This window comes from Micromonospora sp. NPDC049047, from assembly GCF_040649135.1.
GTDB lineage: Bacteria > Actinomycetota > Actinomycetes > Mycobacteriales > Micromonosporaceae > Micromonospora.
Genome location: NZ_JBEZEY010000014.1, coordinates 68,438 through 85,524, shown reverse-complemented (window position 1 = coordinate 85,524; position 17,087 = coordinate 68,438). Strand labels below are relative to the sequence as shown.

Genomic DNA, 17,087 nt, shown 5'->3' with positions numbered 1-17,087 from the left:
CTGTGGGAGCGTGCGATGAGTGTTACAGACGTCTTCAACGCCGTGGCCGGCACGTATGACGAGGAACGCCGACGACTGATCCCCTGCTTCGACGCCTTCTACGGCACCGCCATCCAGGTGGCCGCGCCACCGCTGCGCGCGGCGCTCGCCGCCGGGCGTACCCCGGAGGTGTTGGATCTCGGCGCGGGCACCGGGCTGCTCTCGCTGCTGCTCGCCGCGGCGGTGCCCGGGGTCCGGCTGACCCTGGTGGACGGTGCGCCGGCGATGCTCGCCCGCGCCACCGAACAGCTCAGTGCCCGGTCGGTGCCGCACCGGACGGTCCTGGCGGACCTGTCCGACGAGCTGCCGCCGGGCCGGTACGACGCGGTGGTCAGCGCGTTGGCGATCCACCACCTGGACGACGCGGGCAAGCGCGCGCTCTACCGGCGGGCCGCCGCCGCGTTGGCGCCGGGCGGGGTCTTCGTCAACGCCGAGCAGGTCGCCGGCCCGACCCCCGAGCTGGACCGGCGCTACGGCGAGGTGTGGCTGGAGCGGATCACCGAGTTGGGCGCGTCCCCCGACGAGATCGCCGCCTCCCTGGGGCGGATGCGGCACGACCGGCCGGCGACGGTGGCCGACCAGTGCCGGTGGCTCACCGAGGCCGGCCTGGTCGACGTCGACTGCTACTTCAAGGAGTGGCGCTTCGCGGTGTTCGGCGGCCAGGCCGGGTAAGCCGGCGGAATGTACGTTTCGACGGCCGAGGGTGAGCCGGTGAACGTGCGGATGACTGGCAGTCATACCGCTGGGTAGTCTCAGCGGCATGACTGCCAAGGTGACTCTCTCGTTCACCGACGAGACGATCGAAGAGGCGCGGCGGTTCGCCAAGCGCGAAGGGCTGTCGCTCTCGGCGTGGATGGACCAGGCCGCCCGCGAGAAGGCGCTGCGCGAGGTCTTCACCGCGCACGCCGCCGCCGTGGGCCGCGCCGGCCTGGACCTGGAGTCCGCCGCGCTCGCCGACGCCCGCGAGGTGGGCATGGTCAACGACCTGCTCTCCGGCGGACGACCGCGTGCTGCGTAGGGGAGAGGTCTGGCGCATCGAGGGCGCCCGGGAACGTCTCGGGCTCGTGGTCAGCTCAGACGTCTACAACTCCACAGACGTGCCCATCGTGATCGTGGTCGAGGTGGTCGAGGAGTCACTGCTGCGCGACTCGCCGCTGGCCGTGTCGATGGGCAGGTACGTGGTGATGCCCGACCGCATCTCCTCGCCGATGAAGAAGTGGTTCACCGAATGCGTGGACATCGCCGACACCGACACCATGGCCCGGATCGGCCGCGCACTGCGCATCCTCCAGCAGCTCTGACACCTCACCATCGCCACCGGCCCGTGGTGCGGGCCCCGTTTCCGGGCCGACCCATGACGGGCACTGCCAGGTAACCCGGTGTTCCTAGCGTCTCTCCTCGTCACATCGACGAGGAGGAGCCGCCGTGAGCACGCTCACCAGCACCGCAGTCACCGCCGCGCCGCCGGCCGCCACCGCGCGTGGACGCCGGCTCGACGACTGGCGTCCCGAGGACCCCGACTTCTGGCAGGCGACGGGCGCCCCGATCGCCCGGCGCAACCTGTGGGTCTCGATCTTCGCCGAGCACGTCGGCTTCTCGGTGTGGAGCCTCTGGTCGGTGACTGTGCTCTTCCTCGGTCCCGCGTACGGCATCGACCCGGCCGGGAAGTTCCTGCTCACCGCCGTGCCGGCCGCGCTGGGGGCGGTGCTGCGCCTGCCGTACACCCTGGCGGTGGCCCGCTTCGGCGGGCGGCGCTGGACGACCATCAGCGCGCTGCTGCTACTGGTGCCGACGGTGCCGATGACGGTGCTGCTGGAACCCGGGGTGTCCTACTCCACCCTGATGGTGCTCGCGTGCCTCACGGGGGTCGGCGGCGGCAACTTCGCCTCCTCGATGGCGAACATCAACCTGTTCTACCCGCAGCGGCTCAAGGGGCGGGCGCTCGGGCTCAACGCCGGTGGCGGCAATCTCGGCGTACCAGCTGTGCAACTGGTCGGGCTGGCGGTGCTCGCCACCGCCGGTGCCGCGTACCCCCGGTTGGTCCCGGCGGTCTACCTGCCGCTGATCGTGCTCGCCGCGCTGGCCGCGGCCCGCTGGTTGGACACCGTGCCCGGGGCGCGCAACGAGCCGGGCGCGCTGCGCGAGGCGGCCCGTGACCCGCACACCTGGGTCATGTCGCTGCTCTACATCGGCACCTTCGGCTCGTTCATCGGGTTCGGCTTCGCCTTCGGTCAGGTGCTCCAACTCCAGTTCGCCGAGCGGTTCCCCACCCCGGTCGACGCGGCCTGGTTGACCTTCCTCGGCCCGCTCGTCGGCTCGCTGATCCGGCCGTTGGGCGGGCACCTCGCCGACCGGCTGGGTGGATCCCGGGTGACCTTCTGGAACTTCGTCGCCATGGCGGCCGGCGCGGGCCTGGTGCTGTACGCGGCCCGGGAGCGCTCGTTCGGGCTCTACCTGGCCGGGTTCCTCGCCCTCTTCGTCTTCTCCGGCATCGGCAACGGCTCCACGTACAAGATGATCCCGGCGATCTTCCGGGCGCGGGCGGCGGACGCGGTGGCCGACGGTCGTCGCGACCCGGACGCCGCCGCCCGCTGGGCGCGGCGGATGACCGGCGCGTTGATCGGCATCGCGGGTGCGATCGGGGCCTCCGGTGGGGTGCTGGTGAACGTCGCGTTCCGGCAGTCGTTCCTCAGCTCCGGCAACGCCGACGCCGCCTACCTGGCCTTCATCGGCTGGTACGCGCTGTGCTTCGCGGTCACCTGGGTGGTCTATCGTCGTCCGGGCACCGATCGGCTCGCCGGCGTGTGAGCTGGACCACCACCGGCGGGTCGCCGGAGGCAACGGCACCCCCGTTTTGACCTGCGGACACCGCGCCGGGTATCGTTGCCTGCTGTTGTACGACATCCAGAGGCGTGCCCTATCAGGTACGCTTGGTCGTTCGTGCGCGCTGGTCCGGCCTGCAAGATCTGGTCACCTCGGCGCGCGACCCCAGACCGACGACGAGACAAGGTAGACCTGTGCGTACGTACAGCCCGAAGCCGGGTGAGATCGAGCGTCAGTGGCACGTCATCGACGCCTCTGATGTCGTGCTGGGCCGCCTGGCCACCCACGCCGCCACGTTGCTGCGTGGTAAGCACAAGCCGACTTTCGCGCCGCACGTCGACACGGGCGACTTTGTCGTCATCGTGAACGCGGGCAAGGTTGCGTTGACCGGCAACAAGCGCCAGACCAAGGTCGCTTACCGCCACTCCGGTTACCCGGGTGGTCTGAAGCAGATCGGCTACGACGAGCTGCTGACCAAGCGTCCCGAGCGGGCCATCGAGCTGGCTGTGAAGGGGATGCTCCCGCACAACAAGCTCGGCCGTCAGCTGATCAAGAAGCTGAAGGTCTACGCCGGTGCCGAGCACCCGCACCTCGCGCAGCAGCCGGTGCCGTTCGAGATCAAGCAGATCGCGCAGTGAGCGCGGGCGAAGGAAGCAGCATGACCGACATCATCGAGACCGAGGTCGCCCCGGAAGCCCCCGAGGCCACCGAGGCGCCGGCGCCCGTTGCCCGCGCGCCTCGTGGTGACCGGCCGATCCAGACCGTGGGCCGCCGCAAGGAGGCCATCGTCCGGGTCCGCATCGTCCCGGGCACCGGCAAGATCACCTGCAACGGCCGCGACCTTGAGGCGTACTTCCCGAGCAAGGTGCACCAGCAGCTCATCAAGGACCCGCTGGTCACCGCCGAGAAGCCCGAGGCGTTCGACGTCATCGCCAACCTGCGTGGCGGCGGCACCACCGGCCAGGCCGGTGCGCTGCGGCTGGCCATCGCGCGGGCGCTGATCGTCAACGAGCCCGATGACCGCCCGGCCCTGAAGAAGGCCGGCTTCCTCACCCGGGACGCTCGGGTCAAGGAAAGCAAGAAGTACGGCCTCAAGAAGGCCCGTAAGGCTCCCCAGTACTCGAAGCGCTGATCTTCTCAAGCGCGTTGTACTTCTGACGGACGGCCGGTTCGCCTCCCCTGGACTCGGGGAGGCGGCCGGCCGTTTCGCTTTCTGCACATCGGCAGCGCACCACGGAGGTTGGCGGGTATGGGTCGGTTGTTCGGCACGGACGGCGTACGCGGGCGGGCAAACGCGGATCTCACCCCGGAGTTGGCACTGGCGGTGGCGGTGGCCGCCGCGCACACGCTCGCCGAGACGGACCGCAGCCACCCGCCGCTGGCCGTCGTCGGCCGGGACACCCGGGCCAGCGGCGAGATGCTGGAAGCCGCAGTGGTCGCCGGCCTGACCAGTGCCGGTGCGAACGTGGTGCGGGTCGGCGTGCTGCCCACCCCGGCGGTGGCGTTCCTCACGGCCGAGGCCAAGGCCGACCTCGGCGTGGTGCTCTCCGCGTCACACAACCCGATGCCCGACAACGGCATCAAGCTCTTCGCCGCCGGTGGCCACAAGCTGCCCGACGAGATCGAGATGCAGATCGAGGCCGCCGTGGAGGCCAACGCCACCACCGCCTGGGACCGGCCGACCGGCGCCGGCATCGGCCGGGTGCACGACCTGCTCGACGGTGCCGACCACTACGTCCAGCACCTGGTCGGAGCGGTGCCGCACCGGCTGGACGGGATCAAGGTCGTTGTCGACTGCGCCAACGGCGCCGCCGCCGAGGTCGCCCCGGTCGCCTACCGGGAAGCCGGCGCGGAGGTCATCGCGATCCACGCCGAGCCGAACGGCCTGAACATCAACGACGAGTGCGGCTCCAACCACATCGAGGCGCTGCGCGAGGCAGTGGTCGAGCACGGCGCCCACCTGGGCATCGCGCACGACGGCGACGCCGACCGGATCGTGGCGGTCAGCGCCGACGGTGAGGAGGTCGACGGCGACCAGGTGATGGCGATCCTCGCGTTGGCCATGCGGGACGCCGGCACGCTCACCCAGGACACTCTGGTCGCGACAGTGATGAGCAACCTCGGCCTGCGGTTGGCGATGTCCGCACAGGGCATCCGGCTGATCGAGACCAAGGTCGGCGACCGGTACGTCCTGGAGGCCCTGCGCGCGTCCGGGCTGGCGCTCGGCGGTGAGCAGAGCGGTCACATCGTCATGCCCGCGCACGCCACCACCGGCGACGGAGTGCTCACCGGCCTGCACCTGATGGCCCGGATGGCCGCCACCGGCCAGTCCCTCGCCGAGCTGGCCTCGGTGGTCACCAAACTGCCCCAGGTGCTGATCAACGTGCCGGTCGGCGACCGGACCGTCGGTGCCGCCGCCCCGGCCGTCCGTGCCGAAGTCGAGCGGGCCGAGGCGGAGCTGGGCGAGACCGGGCGGGTGCTGCTGCGTCCGTCGGGCACCGAGCCGCTGGTCCGGGTGATGGTCGAGGCCGCCACCGAAGAGAGCGCCCGCTTGATCGCCGAACGGATCGCCGAGCAGGTCCGCACCGCCAGCCCCGCCACCTCGTAGGCCGGTTGGACGCGGTGGAGCCGCACCTCACAGCTCCACCGCCGGTCGGCCGACCGGCTGGATCAGCGGCGCAGCGCGCGCAGCCGGATGACCGCCTCGGCCAGCACCTCAGGGCGCTTGCAGAAGGCGAAACGGACCAGTCGCCGACCGGCGTCGGTGTCGTCGTAGAAGACCTGGGTGGGCACCGCCACCACCCCGCAACGCTCCGGCAGGGAACGGCAGAACTCCACCCCGTCCCGCCCGCCGAGGGCGGTCACGTCGGCGGTCACGAAATACGTCCCCTCCGAGCCGAGCACCTCGAACCCGGCGTCGGTGAGACCACCCACGAGCTGGTCACGCTGCCGCTGGAGCCCGTCGCGGAAACCGGTGTAGTAGTCGTCCGGCAGGGCCAGCGCCACCGCGACCGCCGGTTGCAGCGGCGCGGCGTTGACGTAGGTGAGGAACTGCTTCACCCGCAGCACCGCCGAGACCAGGGCCGCCGGGCCGCTCGCCCAGCCGACCTTCCAACCCGTGCAGGAGAACGTCTTGCCCGCGGACGAGATGCGCAGCGTCCGCTCCCGCATCCCGGGCAGGGTGGCCAGCGGCACGTGCGGGCTCGCCGCGTCGGTGAAGACCAGGTGCTCGTACACCTCGTCGGTGACCGCGTACGTGTCGTGCTGCTGGCACAGTTCGGCGATCAATGCCAGCTCGGCCGGGGTGAAGACCTTGCCGGTCGGGTTGTGCGGCGAGTTGAGCAGCACCAGACGGGTGCGGGGGTTGAACGCCGCGCGCAACGCCGCCGGGTCGAAGGCGTACCGGCCGTCGGCGGTCGGGCGCAGGGTCACCGGCCGCCGGACCGCGCCGGCCAGCGCGATCGAGGCGGCGTACGAGTCGTAGTACGGCTCGAAGCAGACCACCTCGTCGCCCGGCTCGCAGAGCGCGAGGATGCTCGCCGCGACCGCCTCGGTCGCGCCGGCGGTGATCACGATCTCGCGGTCCGGGTCGTACGCCAGGTCGTGGAACCGCAGTTGATGGGCCGCGACCGCCGCGCGTAGCGCGGGAATCCCCAGGCCGGGTGGGTACTGGTTCTGCCCGCCGCGCAGCGCCTCGGCGGCGGCGGCCAGCATCTCCGGTGGGCCGTCGGTGTCCGGGAAACCCTGGCCGAGGTTGATCGCGCCGGTGCGCACGGCGAGGGCGGACATCTCGGCGAAGATTGTCGTGCCGAACGGCCGCATCCGGGCCACCAGCGGGTCGACATCGGTGCTCGTCACCTGCGCCAGCCTACGACCACGGCAGGCTGAACCCCAGGCCCGCTACCGGCGCACGGGTGGCGGGTGCGGCCCAACCGTCGGGAACGACATACGGCTCGTCGTTGCCCGGCGCCGAGCCGGGTTCGTCCACCAGGAAGCCAGCCGCGCAGAGGCAACCGCAGACGAGCACGACGAGCGCCACGAAGATCGCGACGACGATCCCGACGATCCGGCCGGTGTTCGTGCTCCGGCCGCCGCCGGGCTGCGGGTAGCCGGGGTAGCCGTACGGCGGCGGATAGCCGGGCGGCGGCCAACCGGCTGACGGCTGCCATCCGGCCGGCGGTGCCTCACCGGTGGGCGGGGACCAGCCGGTGGGCGGCGGCCAGCCGGCGTGCGGCGGCGAACCGGCGTGCGGCGGCCAGCCGGCCTGCGGGGGCGAACCGGCGTGGGTCGGGTCGGCGGCGTCGGGCGGTTGCGGCGTCCACTCGCTCGACGGTGGGGGTGGCGTCCACTCGGTAGTGGGTGGGGGCGGCGCCCAGGGTGTGGGCGTCCAGGGAGCCGGTGGTGCCCACGGCTGGCCCGGCGCGAGCGGGTCGGGTGCCGGGAGCGGAGCCGAGGACGGCGGCGCCGTCGGATCCGACGGCGATGGGCTGGGTGCCGGATCCGAGGGGGAGGAGGGGGAGGAGGGGGACGGATCGGGCGGCGGCGCGTCGGACATGGCTGCTCCGGACAGGATCGGGTATGAGACGAACGGGCCGAGGGCAGGCGCGCCGAACCCGCCGAGAGACTTTCGTACCCGAAGGCGTGCCGCAACCCCACCTGTCCCGGGCGGGTCCGACCGGGCTGTGACGCTCGTCCCGTTGCGACCCGTCCACCACCGATCGCTCAGATTCCGTGTTTGATAACCCGACTTTCGCGCACCCATGGTGAGCGAAACTGGGTTAGGCTGCGGGCCATGTGTGGAATCGTGGGATACGCGGGCGCACGCCCCGCTCTCGGCATCGTCCTCGACGGGCTTCGGCGACTGGAATACCGCGGCTACGACTCGGCGGGCGTGGCAATCGTCTGCGACGACCAACTGCTCACCGAGAAGAAGGCCGGCAAGCTGGCCAACCTGGAGAAGGTGCTCTCCGAGCGGGCCGCCGAGGACCCCACCTCCTGCGCAGCCAGCCCGATCGGCATCGGTGACGGCACCACCGGCATCGGACACACCCGGTGGGCCACCCACGGCGGCCCGACCGACCGCAACGCCCACCCGCACGTCGCCGGCGACGGGCGGGTCGCGGTGATCCACAACGGCATCATCGAGAACTTCGCCAGGCTCCGCGCCGAACTGGAGGCCGACGGTGTCCAGTTCACGAGCGACACCGACACCGAGTGCGCCGCGCACCTGCTCTCCGCCGCGCTGGCCGACCTGCGTGCCGCCGGCCAACCGGACAGCCCGCAGTTGCTCGCCGCCGGCATGCGCGTGGTCTGCCAGCGGCTGGAAGGTGCCTTCACGCTGCTCGCCGTCGATGCCGCAGTGCCCGGCGCGGTCGTCGGTGCCCGACGCAACTCGCCGCTCGTGGTCGGCCGGGGCGACGGGGAAAACTACCTGGCCAGCGACGTGGCCGCGTTCATCGAGCACACCCGGGAAGCGGTCGAGCTGGGCCAGGACCAGATCGTGCTGATCACCGCCGACAGCATCGAGATCACCGACTTCGACGGTCAGCCCGCCGCCGGCAAGGACTTCCACATCGACTGGGACTCCTCGTCGGCCGAGAAGGGCGGCTACGACTGGTTCATGCTGAAGGAGATCGAGGAGCAGCCGCAGGCCATCGCCGACACGCTGCTCGGCCGGCTCACCGAGAACGGTGAGATCGCCCTGGACGAGGTCCGCCTCAGCGACCAGGACCTGCGCGACGTCGACAAGATCTTCATCGTGGCCTGCGGCACGGCGTACCACTCCGGCCTGGTCGCCAAGTACGCCATCGAGCACTGGACGCGGATCCCCTGCGAGGTGGAGCTGGCCAGCGAGTTCCGCTACCGCGACCCGGTGCTCGACCGGTCCACGCTGATCGTGGTGATCTCCCAGTCCGGCGAGACGATGGACACCCTGATGGCGTTGCGCCACGCCAAGGAGCAGAAGGCCCGGGTGCTGGCAATCTGCAACACCAACGGCTCGACCATCCCCCGCGAGTCGGACGCGGTGCTCTACACCCACGGTGGGCCGGAGATCGCCGTTGCGTCCACAAAGGCGTTCCTCACCCAGGTCGTCGCCTGCTATCTGATCGGCCTGCACCTGGCCCAGGTGCGTGGGATCAAGTTCGCCGACGAGGTGGGCGCGGTGGTCGCGCAGTTGCAGGAGATCCCGGGCAAGCTGCGGGAGCTGCTCGACCGGATCGAGCCCGTCCGTGAACTGGCCCGGGACCTGAAATCCGAACCCACAGTGCTGTTCATCGGCCGGCACGTCGGCTACCCGGTGGCGCTGGAGGGCGCGCTGAAGCTCAAGGAACTGGCGTACATGCACGCCGAGGGCTTCGCGGCCGGCGAGCTGAAGCACGGTCCGATCGCGCTTATCGACAAGGGCACGCCGGTGATCTGCGTGGTGCCCTCGCCGGTCGGCCGGGGCATGCTGCACGACAAGGTCGTCTCCAACATCCAGGAGGTCCGGGCCCGTGGCGCGCGGACCATCGTGATCGCCGAAGAGGGCGACGAGGCCGTCGTCCGGTACGCCGACCACCTGATCTACGTGCCGCGTACGCCGACGCTGCTGGCCCCGCTCGTCACCACTGTGCCGTTGCAGGTGCTCGCCGCCGAGATCGCCGACGCCCGTGGGCACGACGTGGACCAGCCCCGCAACCTGGCCAAGTCGGTCACCGTCGAGTAGGCAGCTCAACGCCCCAGCACGACCCGGGCCATCCCGTCCAGCGCGGGGTTGCCCGGGTCCCAGTAACCGCTGTGCCCGCCTCGCCCACTGCCGAAGACCCGACCGCCGAAGCCCGGATCCGACGGGTCGTGACCGAACCACAGCTCGTGCCCGGTGCGGTCGGACCAGCCCCACCCGACGGCCAGGGGGGCCACACTGAACAGGGCGCGTCGGCCCAGCTCGTCCACCGGGCGGGCGGCGCGGATCACGTCGTCGGGTGCCCTGCTCGCCCAGACCTCACCAGGTGGCACGCCCAGCTCGGCGGCGTGCGACGCGCCGACCCCGGGCGAGCCGACGAAGACCAGCGCGTCGGCGGCCAGCCCGTGCTCCCGGGCGGCCGTCCCCACCACCAGTGACCCGTAGCTGTGCCCCAGCACTGTCTGCCGGGCCGGTGGCCCCTCGTGGGTGGCCCGCAGCCCCTCCTGAAAGCGGTGCAACGCCGGGCCGGCATCGCGTGCCGGGCCCGCCGAAGCCGCGTCGGTCACGAGATCCGGGGCGTCGTAGTCCAACCAGAGCACCGCCGCGCTGCGCTCACCCGGGGCGAGCGCGACGCACCGGTCCAGCACCCGCGCCGCCCTGCCCACCTCACCGGGGGCGTCTTCCAGCCCGGAACCCATCCCCGGCACGTAGGTGAGCACCCGGTCGGCGTGGTCCGGGTCGCCGAGCGCGAGCACCGTCCGGCCCTCGCCGGCCGTAGCCAACCCGAGCAGATAGGCCCGCGGCTCCCCGCCCGCCGTGAGCCGCCCGGCCAACGCCTCCAGGCCGGCCAACCGCCCGGCCACCCCGTGCAGGCGCAGCGACGTGAGCGGCCCCGGCGGCACCCGGGACAGCAACCGCCGCCGCTCCGCGAGCAACTCCGCGCGCCAGACCCCGAGCCGCAGCCGGTTGGCCTGGTCCCGGGCGGCCACCGGCACCCCGTCCAACCGGCCGACGAACGCACTCTCGTGCCCGATCAGCCACCGGCGCTGCGCCGACGTCAACCCGGACCACCAGGCGCGGACCAGCGTCGGTGCGGCGCCGGCCGCCGGCCGACCCGGCGGTGGCGGGGATGCCCAACCCGAACCGGCGGCCCGGGTCAGCTCGTCCAGGCGGTCCGCGGCGAACCGATCTGCCGCTCCGGCCCCGTCGAGTGCGTCGCGCAGGGCCGCCGCCACCCGGGCCGCCGCCACGCCGGCCCGCTCGGTGGGCCGGACCCGGGTGGGATCGACGTGCACCCCGCCCGCGCGGTCCACCATCAGCCCGGCCGCGTCCGCCTGGGCGACCGCCGCCGCGAGCCGTGCCTTCGCCACCGTCAGTCGGCCCGCCAGCTCGGCCAGCACCTGGTCGACCTCGATCAGCGCGGGTGTGATCGAGGCCAGCTCCGCACCGAGACCGGCGAACTGCGCATCCGCCGCCGTGGCCGCCGCACCGGACCAGCCGCTGCGCAGCCGCGCGCCAGCCGCGCCCAACTCGCCGACCTGTTTGTCGACCGGCCCGGTGAGCCCGGCCCAGGCCACCCCGGCGGACCGCCAACCACCCGGATCGGCCGCCCACAACTGCCGGTAGGCGACCTCGCTCACCGGGGCAGCGCGGCGAACCGGCCGGCGGCCCGGTCGTCCGCCGTCTCGTACGCCTCGGCCGCCGCCCGAACCCCACCGGAGGTCGCCGCGACCCGGGCACCCAGCCGGCAGAACCAGGCATGCCCCGCCGCCTCCAGCCCGGCCAGCGCCGCACCGGACCGCCACTCGGGCGCGACCACCAGCAACCCGGGCACCCTGGCGAGGCCCAGCGCCAACCGGTGCGCCTCGTCGTCGAGCGCACCGGCGACCTCCCGCAGCTCCTCCGGCCGGACGGCGAACAGCTCATCGGTCATGACCACACCCCCGTGGACGATCGGCATCGACGCGCTGACGCTAGGCAGGTCCGACGGGCACCGGAGTGCCCTGTGGACAGCGGACGGTGGGCCGTACCCCGGCTTGTCCACAGCCGTTGCCCACCGCGGGCCCGACGACTAATCTGCGGCCCCGACCGCCGGTAGGGTGTGGTGGTGATCGTCGCCGTCGGCATCGACGTGGTCCTGGTCGACAGGTTCGCCCGGGCCCTGGCACGCACGCCGCTGCTCGCCGACCGGCTCTTCACCACCGCCGAGCGGCAGACCCGCTCCGGCCACCCGCGCCGGCCGGAGTCGCTCGCCGCCCGGTTCGCCGCCAAGGAGGCGGTGGCCAAGGCGCTCGGTGCCCCGGCCGGGCTGCGCTGGCACGACTGCGAGATCAGGGCCGACCCGGATGGCCGTCCCTGGCTGGCTGTCGCCGGCACCGTCGCGGCGGCGGCCGAGGCGCGCGGGGTCAACCACTGGCATCTGTCGTTGTCGCACGACGGGGGGATCGCGTCGGCGATGGTGGTCGCGGAACGGTGACGTCGACCGGGCGGACCGGTCGGGTCCACCCGCGAACGAGTGGGGAGACGGTGGCATGAGAGCGGTGTGGCGGGTGGCCGACGTACGGGCGGCCGAGGCGGGGCTGATGGGCACGCTGCCGGCGGGGACGCTCATGCAGCGGGCCGCCGCCGGGCTGGCCCGCCGGGCCGCGCTGCTGCTCGCCGAGCGCGGCGGCGTCTACGGCAGCCGGGTGCTGCTGCTTGTCGGCTCCGGCGACAACGGCGGTGACGCGTTGTACGCCGGGGAGCGGCTGGCCCGTCGAGGTGTCCAGGTGTCCGCACTGCTGCTCACTCCCGGGCGGGCACACGCGGCGGGGTTGACCGCGCTGCGTGCTGCCGGCGGCCGGCTCGTGGACCAGCCCGCCGGCCCGGTCGACCTGGTGCTCGACGGCATCGTCGGCATCGGTGGTGGCGGCGGCCTGCGGGCCGGCGCGGACGCTGTGGTGCAGCGGCTCGGTGCGCTGCGGGGACGTGACGGTGGCCGGGCCACCGTGTTGGCGGTGGACGTACCGAGCGGGGTGGCGGTGGACACCGGGCACGTGCCACTTACCGCGTCCGGCCGGCCGGACGCGGTCCACGCCGACGTGACGGTGGCGTTCGGCGCGCTCAAGCCCGCCCTGGTGGTCGGGCCGGCCGCCGCCCTGGCCGGGCAGGTGGAGCTTGTCGACATCGGGCTGGAGCCGTGGCTGCGGGGCACCCCGGCGCTGCGGGTCACCGAGTGGTCCGACGTGGTCGACTGGTGGCCGGAGCTGGGTCCGGCGTCGGAGAAGTACACCCGGGGTGTGGTGGGGGTGGCCACCGGCTCGGCGACCTACCCGGGTGCGGCGGTGCTCTCCGTGGGCGGTGCGCTGGCCGGGCCGACCGGTCTGGTCCGCTACGCCGGCAGCGCCCGCGCCGAGGTGCTGCACCAGCACCCCTCGGTGATCGCCAGCGACCGGGTCGCCGACGCGGGTCGGGTGCAGGCCTGGGTCTGCGGCTCAGGGCTGGGCACCGGGGCCGACGCGGCGGCCGAGCTGCGCGCCGTGCTGGCCGCCCCGGTGCCGGTGGTGCTCGACGCCGACGCGTTGACGCTGCTGGTGGACGGTTCACTCGCCGACCAACTACGCGGTCGGGACGCGCCGATCGTGGTCACCCCGCACGACCGCGAGTTCGCCCGACTCCGCGGTGCGGAGCCCGGCGCCGACCGGGTCGGCGCCGCGCTGCAACTGGCCGCCTGGATGAAGGCGGTGGTGCTGCTCAAGGGCGACCGCACGGTGATCGGCACGCCGGACGGTCGGGCGTACGTCAACCCGACCGGCTCCCCGGCACTTGCCACCGGGGGCACCGGCGACGTGCTGGCCGGTCTGCTCGGCTCACTGCTGGCGGCCGGGGTGCCCGCCGATCGGGCCGCGGCCGCGGCCGCGTACCTGCACGGGCTCGCCGGCCGGGAGGCGGCCCGGAGCGGGCCGGTGACCGCGCCCGACGTGGTCACGGCGCTGCGCCCGGTCGTCGCCCGACTGTCCTGATCAGGTCGGTCCCGGGCGGAACGACCGGATCGACCGCCCGGGACGTGCGTCGCCGCCCGCGCTGATCTCCGCGGAAAGTAGGCTGGGCGCATGTGGCAGGCCGAGGTACGCGTCGATCTTGATGCGATCCGCGAGAACGTGAGCATTCTCCGCTCCGGCACCACCGCCGAGCTGATGGCGGTGGTCAAGGGCGACGGGTACGGCCACGGGATGCTTCCGGCCGCTCGCGCCGCGCTCGACGCCGGCGCGGACTGGCTCGGTGTCTGCACCCTCGACGAGGCGCTCACCCTGCGTCGGGCCGGCGTGACCGCGCCGGTGCTGGCCTGGCTGCTCGCACCCGGCCTGCCGCTGCAGGAGGGGGTCAGCGCCGGGGTGGACCTGAGCGCGGCCAGCCTGTCCCAGCTGGCCGAGATGATCGAGGCGAGCCGGCTCGCCGGGCGCCCCGTCCGCCTGCACCTGAAGATCGACACCGGGCTGTCCCGGGGCGGGGCGACAGTCGCCGACTGGCCGGCGCTGCTCGACGCCGCCGCGAAGGCGCAGGCTGACGGCCTGGTCGAGGTGGTCGGCGTGTGGAGCCACTTCGTGTACGCGGACCTGCCCGGTCACCCCACCATCGACCGTCAGCTGGCCGTCTTCCACGAGGGGCTGGCCATGGTCGAGCGGGCCGGGCTGCGACCGCGCTGGCGGCATCTCGCCAACTCGGCGGCCACCCTGACCCGCCCGGACACCCACTTCGACCTGGTCCGCCCCGGTCTGGCCAATTACGGGCTCTCCCCGGTGGCCGGCGAGACGTACGGGCTGCGCCCGGCGATGACCGCCCGCGCCCGGGTGATGCTCACCAAGCGGGTCCCCGCCGGCACCGGGGTCTCCTACGGGCACACCTACACCACCGAATCCGCGGCGAACCTGGCTGTGGTTCCGCTCGGGTACGCCGACGGGGTTCCCCGGCACGCCTCCAACACCGGGCCGGTGCAGCTCGGCGGCGTACGGCGGACGATCTCGGGGCGGGTCTGCATGGACCAGTTCGTGCTCGACTGCGGCGACGACCCGGTGGCGGACGGCGACGTGGCGACGCTCTTCGGCAGCGGCGCGGACGGCGAGCCCACCGCCGACGACTGGGCCGAGGCGGTCGGCACGATCAACTACGAGATCGTGACCCGGTTCGGCAGCACCCGGGTGCCCCGGGTCTATGACGGCGAGCGGCCATGAGCTACCGCATTCCGCGTCCGCGGACCGCGGTGGGCCGGGTCGCGGGGATCGTCGGCGCCGCGGTGGGGGTGGCCGCCGCGGGCCTGGCGGCCGGCGTCGCGACCGAGCGCACCCTGGTCCGCCGGCTCAAGGCCGACCCGACCGACCGCTACGCGCACGAGATGTTCGGCGAGCAGCGGTACGACGAGGCGCTCCGCCTGGCGTTGCCGGACGGCACGGACATCCACGTTGAGGTGGTCGAGCCGACCAGGCCGGTGCCGGGGCATCCCACCGTGGTGCTGGTGCATGGTTTCTGCCTGGACATGGGGACGTTCCACTTCCAGCGCCAGATGCTCGCCGCCCGCGGTGACTACCGCATCGTCGCGTACGACCAGCCCGGTCACGGTCGGTCCGGTCGGCTGGAGAGTGGGGAGTACGACCTCACGGTGCTCGGCCGGACGCTGCGCCAGGTGATCGACCGAACCGCCCCGGACGGGCCACTGGTGCTTGTCGGCCACTCGATGGGCGGCATGACCATCATGGCGTTCGCCGAGTTGTTTCCGGAGCTGTTCGGTGACCGGGTGGTGGGCACCGTCCTGATGGCCACGTCGGGTGGGCTCGTCGCGGAAACCAAGCTGGTCGCGCCCGCGCTGCTCGGCCGGGTCGGTGGTCCGGTGCTGTACATGGTCAGCAACGCCACCCGGTACGGCGGGCCGGTGATCGACAAGGCCCGCAAGTCGACGTCGAACGTGGCCTGGCTGTTGACCCGCAGGTACGGCTTCGGCACCCGCAAGCCCAGCCCGACGCTGGTGTCCTACGTGGAGACGATGAATTCCCGGACGTCGGCCGACACGGTGACCCGCTACCTGCGGACCCTGGCCACCCACTCGCGTTTCCCGGCTCTCGCGGCGTTGGCCGCGACGCCGGTGCTGGTGGTGGTCGGTGACAAGGACATGATCACCCCGGTGGTGCACTCCGAGGAGATCGTCCGACGGCTGCCACACGCCGAGTTCGTCAAGATCAAGGACAGCGGTCACGTGGTGATGTTGGAACACGCTGACGAGGTGAACGCCGCGCTCGCGCGGTTCCTCGAATCACTTGGAAAGCCGGAGGAACGGTGAGTCACGTCGTCAAGCTGCCGACCGTCGAGGACACCCGGGAGTTCGGCCGCCGCCTGGCCGGGCTGCTGCGGGCCGGGGACCTGGTGCTGCTCACCGGTCCGCTGGGTGCCGGTAAGACCGCGCTCACGCAGGGCGTGGGTGCCGGGCTCGGGGTGGTCGGCGACATCACCTCGCCGACCTTCGTGATCGCCCGGGTGCATCGCCCGGATCCGGCCCGGGGCGGCCGGGTCGCTCTGGTGCACGCCGACGCGTACCGGCTGGGTGACGCCACCGACCCGCGCGCCGAGATCGACGACCTGGACCTCGACGCCTCGGTGGACGATTCGGTGACTGTGGTGGAGTGGGGTGAGGGCCTGGTGGAGCAGTTGGTCGACGCGCACCTGCGGGTCCGCATCGACCGCCGCGACGACGACACCCGGATCGTCGAGCTGGACCCGGTCGGTGGCGACTGGGCCCGGCGGCTCGCCGATCTGGGTTAGGTCGGTCGGCCGCTGTCGTACCGGATGCCTAGAGTGCGGGGGACCGACCCGTGCTGTGAGAGGTTCCTGATGCCCGACGATGCCCCCGCCGTTGACCTGCTGGCTCTGCTGCCGGAGCAGTGGCGTGCCGTGCTCACCCCACACCTGGACGCGGCCCGCACCGCCGCGTTGGCCGAGTTCGTCTCCCGGGAATACGCGACGCAGACCGTCTTCCCGCCGCTTGAGGATCTGTTCTCGGCCTACCGGCTCTGCCCGCCGCAGGGCACCCGGGTGCTGATCCTCGGGCAGGACCCTTACCACCGGGCCGGGCAGGCACACGGGTTGAGCTTCAGCGTCCGTCCCGGCGTGCCGGTGCCGCCGTCGTTGCGCAATGTCTTCAAGGAGTTGGGCGAGGACGTCGGCGTGGCCAAGCCGCGCAGCGGCAACCTCGACGGTTGGGCCGCCCAGGGCGTGCTGCTGCTCAACGCCGTGTTGACCGTCCGCCAGGCCACCCCGGGCTCGCACGCCAACGCCGGCTGGGAAGAGTTCACCGACGCGACGATCAGGGCGCTTGACGCGTCGCCGGAGCGGGTGGTCTTCCTGCTCTGGGGTGGTTACGCCCGCAAGAAGGCAGCCCTGGTCACCAATCCCCACCACGTGGTGCTGGAGGCTGGCCACCCCAGCCCGATGAACCCGCGTGGTTTCCTCGGCAGCCGTCCGTTCAGCGCGGCAAACAAGGCGCTCGCCGACGCCGGCCTGCCCACCATCGACTGGGAGCGCACCGCTGGTTGAG

General features: G+C 72.6%; 18 protein-coding genes. 14 read left to right on the top strand and 4 right to left on the bottom strand.

Features of this window, described 5'->3' with window-relative positions; genetic code table 11:
- Nucleotides 1–15: 15 nt before the first annotated feature.
- From AB0B86_RS21885 to glmM, 7 genes are all read left to right on the top strand, one after another.
- Nucleotides 16–711: a methyltransferase domain-containing protein gene (locus AB0B86_RS21885; protein ID WP_357402880.1), complete on the top strand. Its 696-nt coding sequence runs from the start codon at nucleotides 16–18 to the stop codon at nucleotides 709–711.
- 88 nt (nucleotides 712–799) lie between these two features.
- A complete protein-coding gene (locus AB0B86_RS21880) occupies nucleotides 800–1,057 on the top strand; it encodes a DUF6364 family protein (protein ID WP_088950199.1) in 258 nt (85 codons plus the stop codon).
- The gene (locus AB0B86_RS21875) at nucleotides 1,047–1,340 is read left to right on the top strand and encodes a type II toxin-antitoxin system PemK/MazF family toxin (protein ID WP_357402882.1); all 294 of its coding nucleotides are present in this window, start codon (nucleotides 1,047–1,049) and stop codon (nucleotides 1,338–1,340) included. The genes AB0B86_RS21880 and AB0B86_RS21875 overlap by 11 nt, the downstream gene beginning before the upstream one ends.
- A gap of 124 nt (nucleotides 1,341–1,464) precedes the next feature.
- On the top strand, nucleotides 1,465–2,847 hold the full coding sequence (locus AB0B86_RS21870) for a nitrate/nitrite transporter (protein ID WP_357419715.1): 1,383 nt from the start codon (nucleotides 1,465–1,467) through the stop codon (nucleotides 2,845–2,847).
- A 209-nt stretch (nucleotides 2,848–3,056) separates the two neighbouring features.
- Nucleotides 3,057–3,500, top strand: coding sequence for a 50S ribosomal protein L13 (rplM, locus tag AB0B86_RS21865; RefSeq protein ID WP_053653864.1), 444 nt, complete (start codon nucleotides 3,057–3,059; stop codon nucleotides 3,498–3,500).
- 20 nt (nucleotides 3,501–3,520) lie between these two features.
- A complete protein-coding gene (rpsI, locus tag AB0B86_RS21860) occupies nucleotides 3,521–3,994 on the top strand; it encodes a 30S ribosomal protein S9 (RefSeq protein ID WP_357402886.1) in 474 nt (157 codons plus the stop codon).
- A gap of 117 nt (nucleotides 3,995–4,111) precedes the next feature.
- Entirely contained in the window at nucleotides 4,112–5,470 is a 1,359-nt protein-coding gene (glmM, locus tag AB0B86_RS21855; RefSeq protein ID WP_357402888.1) for a phosphoglucosamine mutase, read from the top strand.
- 62 nt (nucleotides 5,471–5,532) lie between these two features.
- Here glmM and AB0B86_RS21850 read toward each other — a convergent pair whose 3' ends face one another.
- Together AB0B86_RS21850 and AB0B86_RS21845 are read right to left on the bottom strand one after the other, a co-directional pair.
- Nucleotides 5,533–6,720, bottom strand: coding sequence for a pyridoxal phosphate-dependent aminotransferase (locus AB0B86_RS21850; protein ID WP_357419709.1), 1,188 nt, complete (start codon nucleotides 6,718–6,720; stop codon nucleotides 5,533–5,535).
- 10 nt (nucleotides 6,721–6,730) lie between these two features.
- Nucleotides 6,731–7,417, bottom strand: coding sequence for a hypothetical protein (locus AB0B86_RS21845; RefSeq protein WP_357419707.1), 687 nt, complete (start codon nucleotides 7,415–7,417; stop codon nucleotides 6,731–6,733).
- A gap of 237 nt (nucleotides 7,418–7,654) precedes the next feature.
- Between AB0B86_RS21845 and glmS the strand changes: the two genes are divergently transcribed.
- On the top strand, nucleotides 7,655–9,568 hold the full coding sequence (glmS, locus tag AB0B86_RS21840; RefSeq protein ID WP_357402895.1) for a glutamine--fructose-6-phosphate transaminase (isomerizing): 1,914 nt from the start codon (nucleotides 7,655–7,657) through the stop codon (nucleotides 9,566–9,568).
- Nucleotides 9,569–9,573: 5 nt separating this feature from the next.
- Here the strand turns inward: glmS and AB0B86_RS21835 are convergent, their stop codons facing one another.
- Both AB0B86_RS21835 and AB0B86_RS21830 read right to left on the bottom strand, forming a co-directional pair.
- Entirely contained in the window at nucleotides 9,574–11,166 is a 1,593-nt protein-coding gene (locus AB0B86_RS21835; RefSeq protein ID WP_357402897.1) for an alpha/beta hydrolase, read from the bottom strand.
- Entirely contained in the window at nucleotides 11,163–11,459 is a 297-nt protein-coding gene (locus AB0B86_RS21830; protein ID WP_357402899.1) for a type VII secretion target, read from the bottom strand. The genes AB0B86_RS21835 and AB0B86_RS21830 overlap by 4 nt, the downstream gene beginning before the upstream one ends.
- A 174-nt stretch (nucleotides 11,460–11,633) precedes the next feature.
- Here AB0B86_RS21830 and AB0B86_RS21825 point away from each other — a divergent pair, with 174 nt between their 5' ends.
- From AB0B86_RS21825 to AB0B86_RS21800, 6 genes are all read left to right on the top strand, one after another.
- On the top strand, nucleotides 11,634–12,002 hold the full coding sequence (locus tag AB0B86_RS21825; RefSeq protein ID WP_357402901.1) for a holo-ACP synthase: 369 nt from the start codon (nucleotides 11,634–11,636) through the stop codon (nucleotides 12,000–12,002).
- Nucleotides 12,003–12,057: 55 nt separating this feature from the next.
- Nucleotides 12,058–13,527: an NAD(P)H-hydrate dehydratase gene (locus AB0B86_RS21820; protein ID WP_357419701.1), complete on the top strand. Its 1,470-nt coding sequence runs from the start codon at nucleotides 12,058–12,060 to the stop codon at nucleotides 13,525–13,527.
- A 90-nt stretch (nucleotides 13,528–13,617) separates the two neighbouring features.
- Nucleotides 13,618–14,736, top strand: a complete 1,119-nt coding sequence (alr, locus tag AB0B86_RS21815) for an alanine racemase (protein WP_357402905.1) — start codon at nucleotides 13,618–13,620, stop codon at nucleotides 14,734–14,736.
- Nucleotides 14,733–15,836, top strand: a complete 1,104-nt coding sequence (locus AB0B86_RS21810) for an alpha/beta hydrolase (RefSeq protein ID WP_357402907.1) — start codon at nucleotides 14,733–14,735, stop codon at nucleotides 15,834–15,836. The genes alr and AB0B86_RS21810 overlap by 4 nt, the downstream gene beginning before the upstream one ends.
- A complete protein-coding gene (gene tsaE / locus AB0B86_RS21805) occupies nucleotides 15,833–16,315 on the top strand; it encodes a tRNA (adenosine(37)-N6)-threonylcarbamoyltransferase complex ATPase subunit type 1 TsaE (protein ID WP_357402910.1) in 483 nt (160 codons plus the stop codon). Before AB0B86_RS21810 ends, tsaE begins: the two co-directional genes overlap by 4 nt.
- A gap of 69 nt (nucleotides 16,316–16,384) precedes the next feature.
- Nucleotides 16,385–17,086 (top strand): uracil-DNA glycosylase, encoded by a 702-nt coding sequence (locus AB0B86_RS21800; RefSeq protein WP_357402912.1) that lies wholly within the window; start codon nucleotides 16,385–16,387, stop codon nucleotides 17,084–17,086.
- The last annotated feature ends 1 nt before the right edge of the window (nucleotide 17,087 follow it).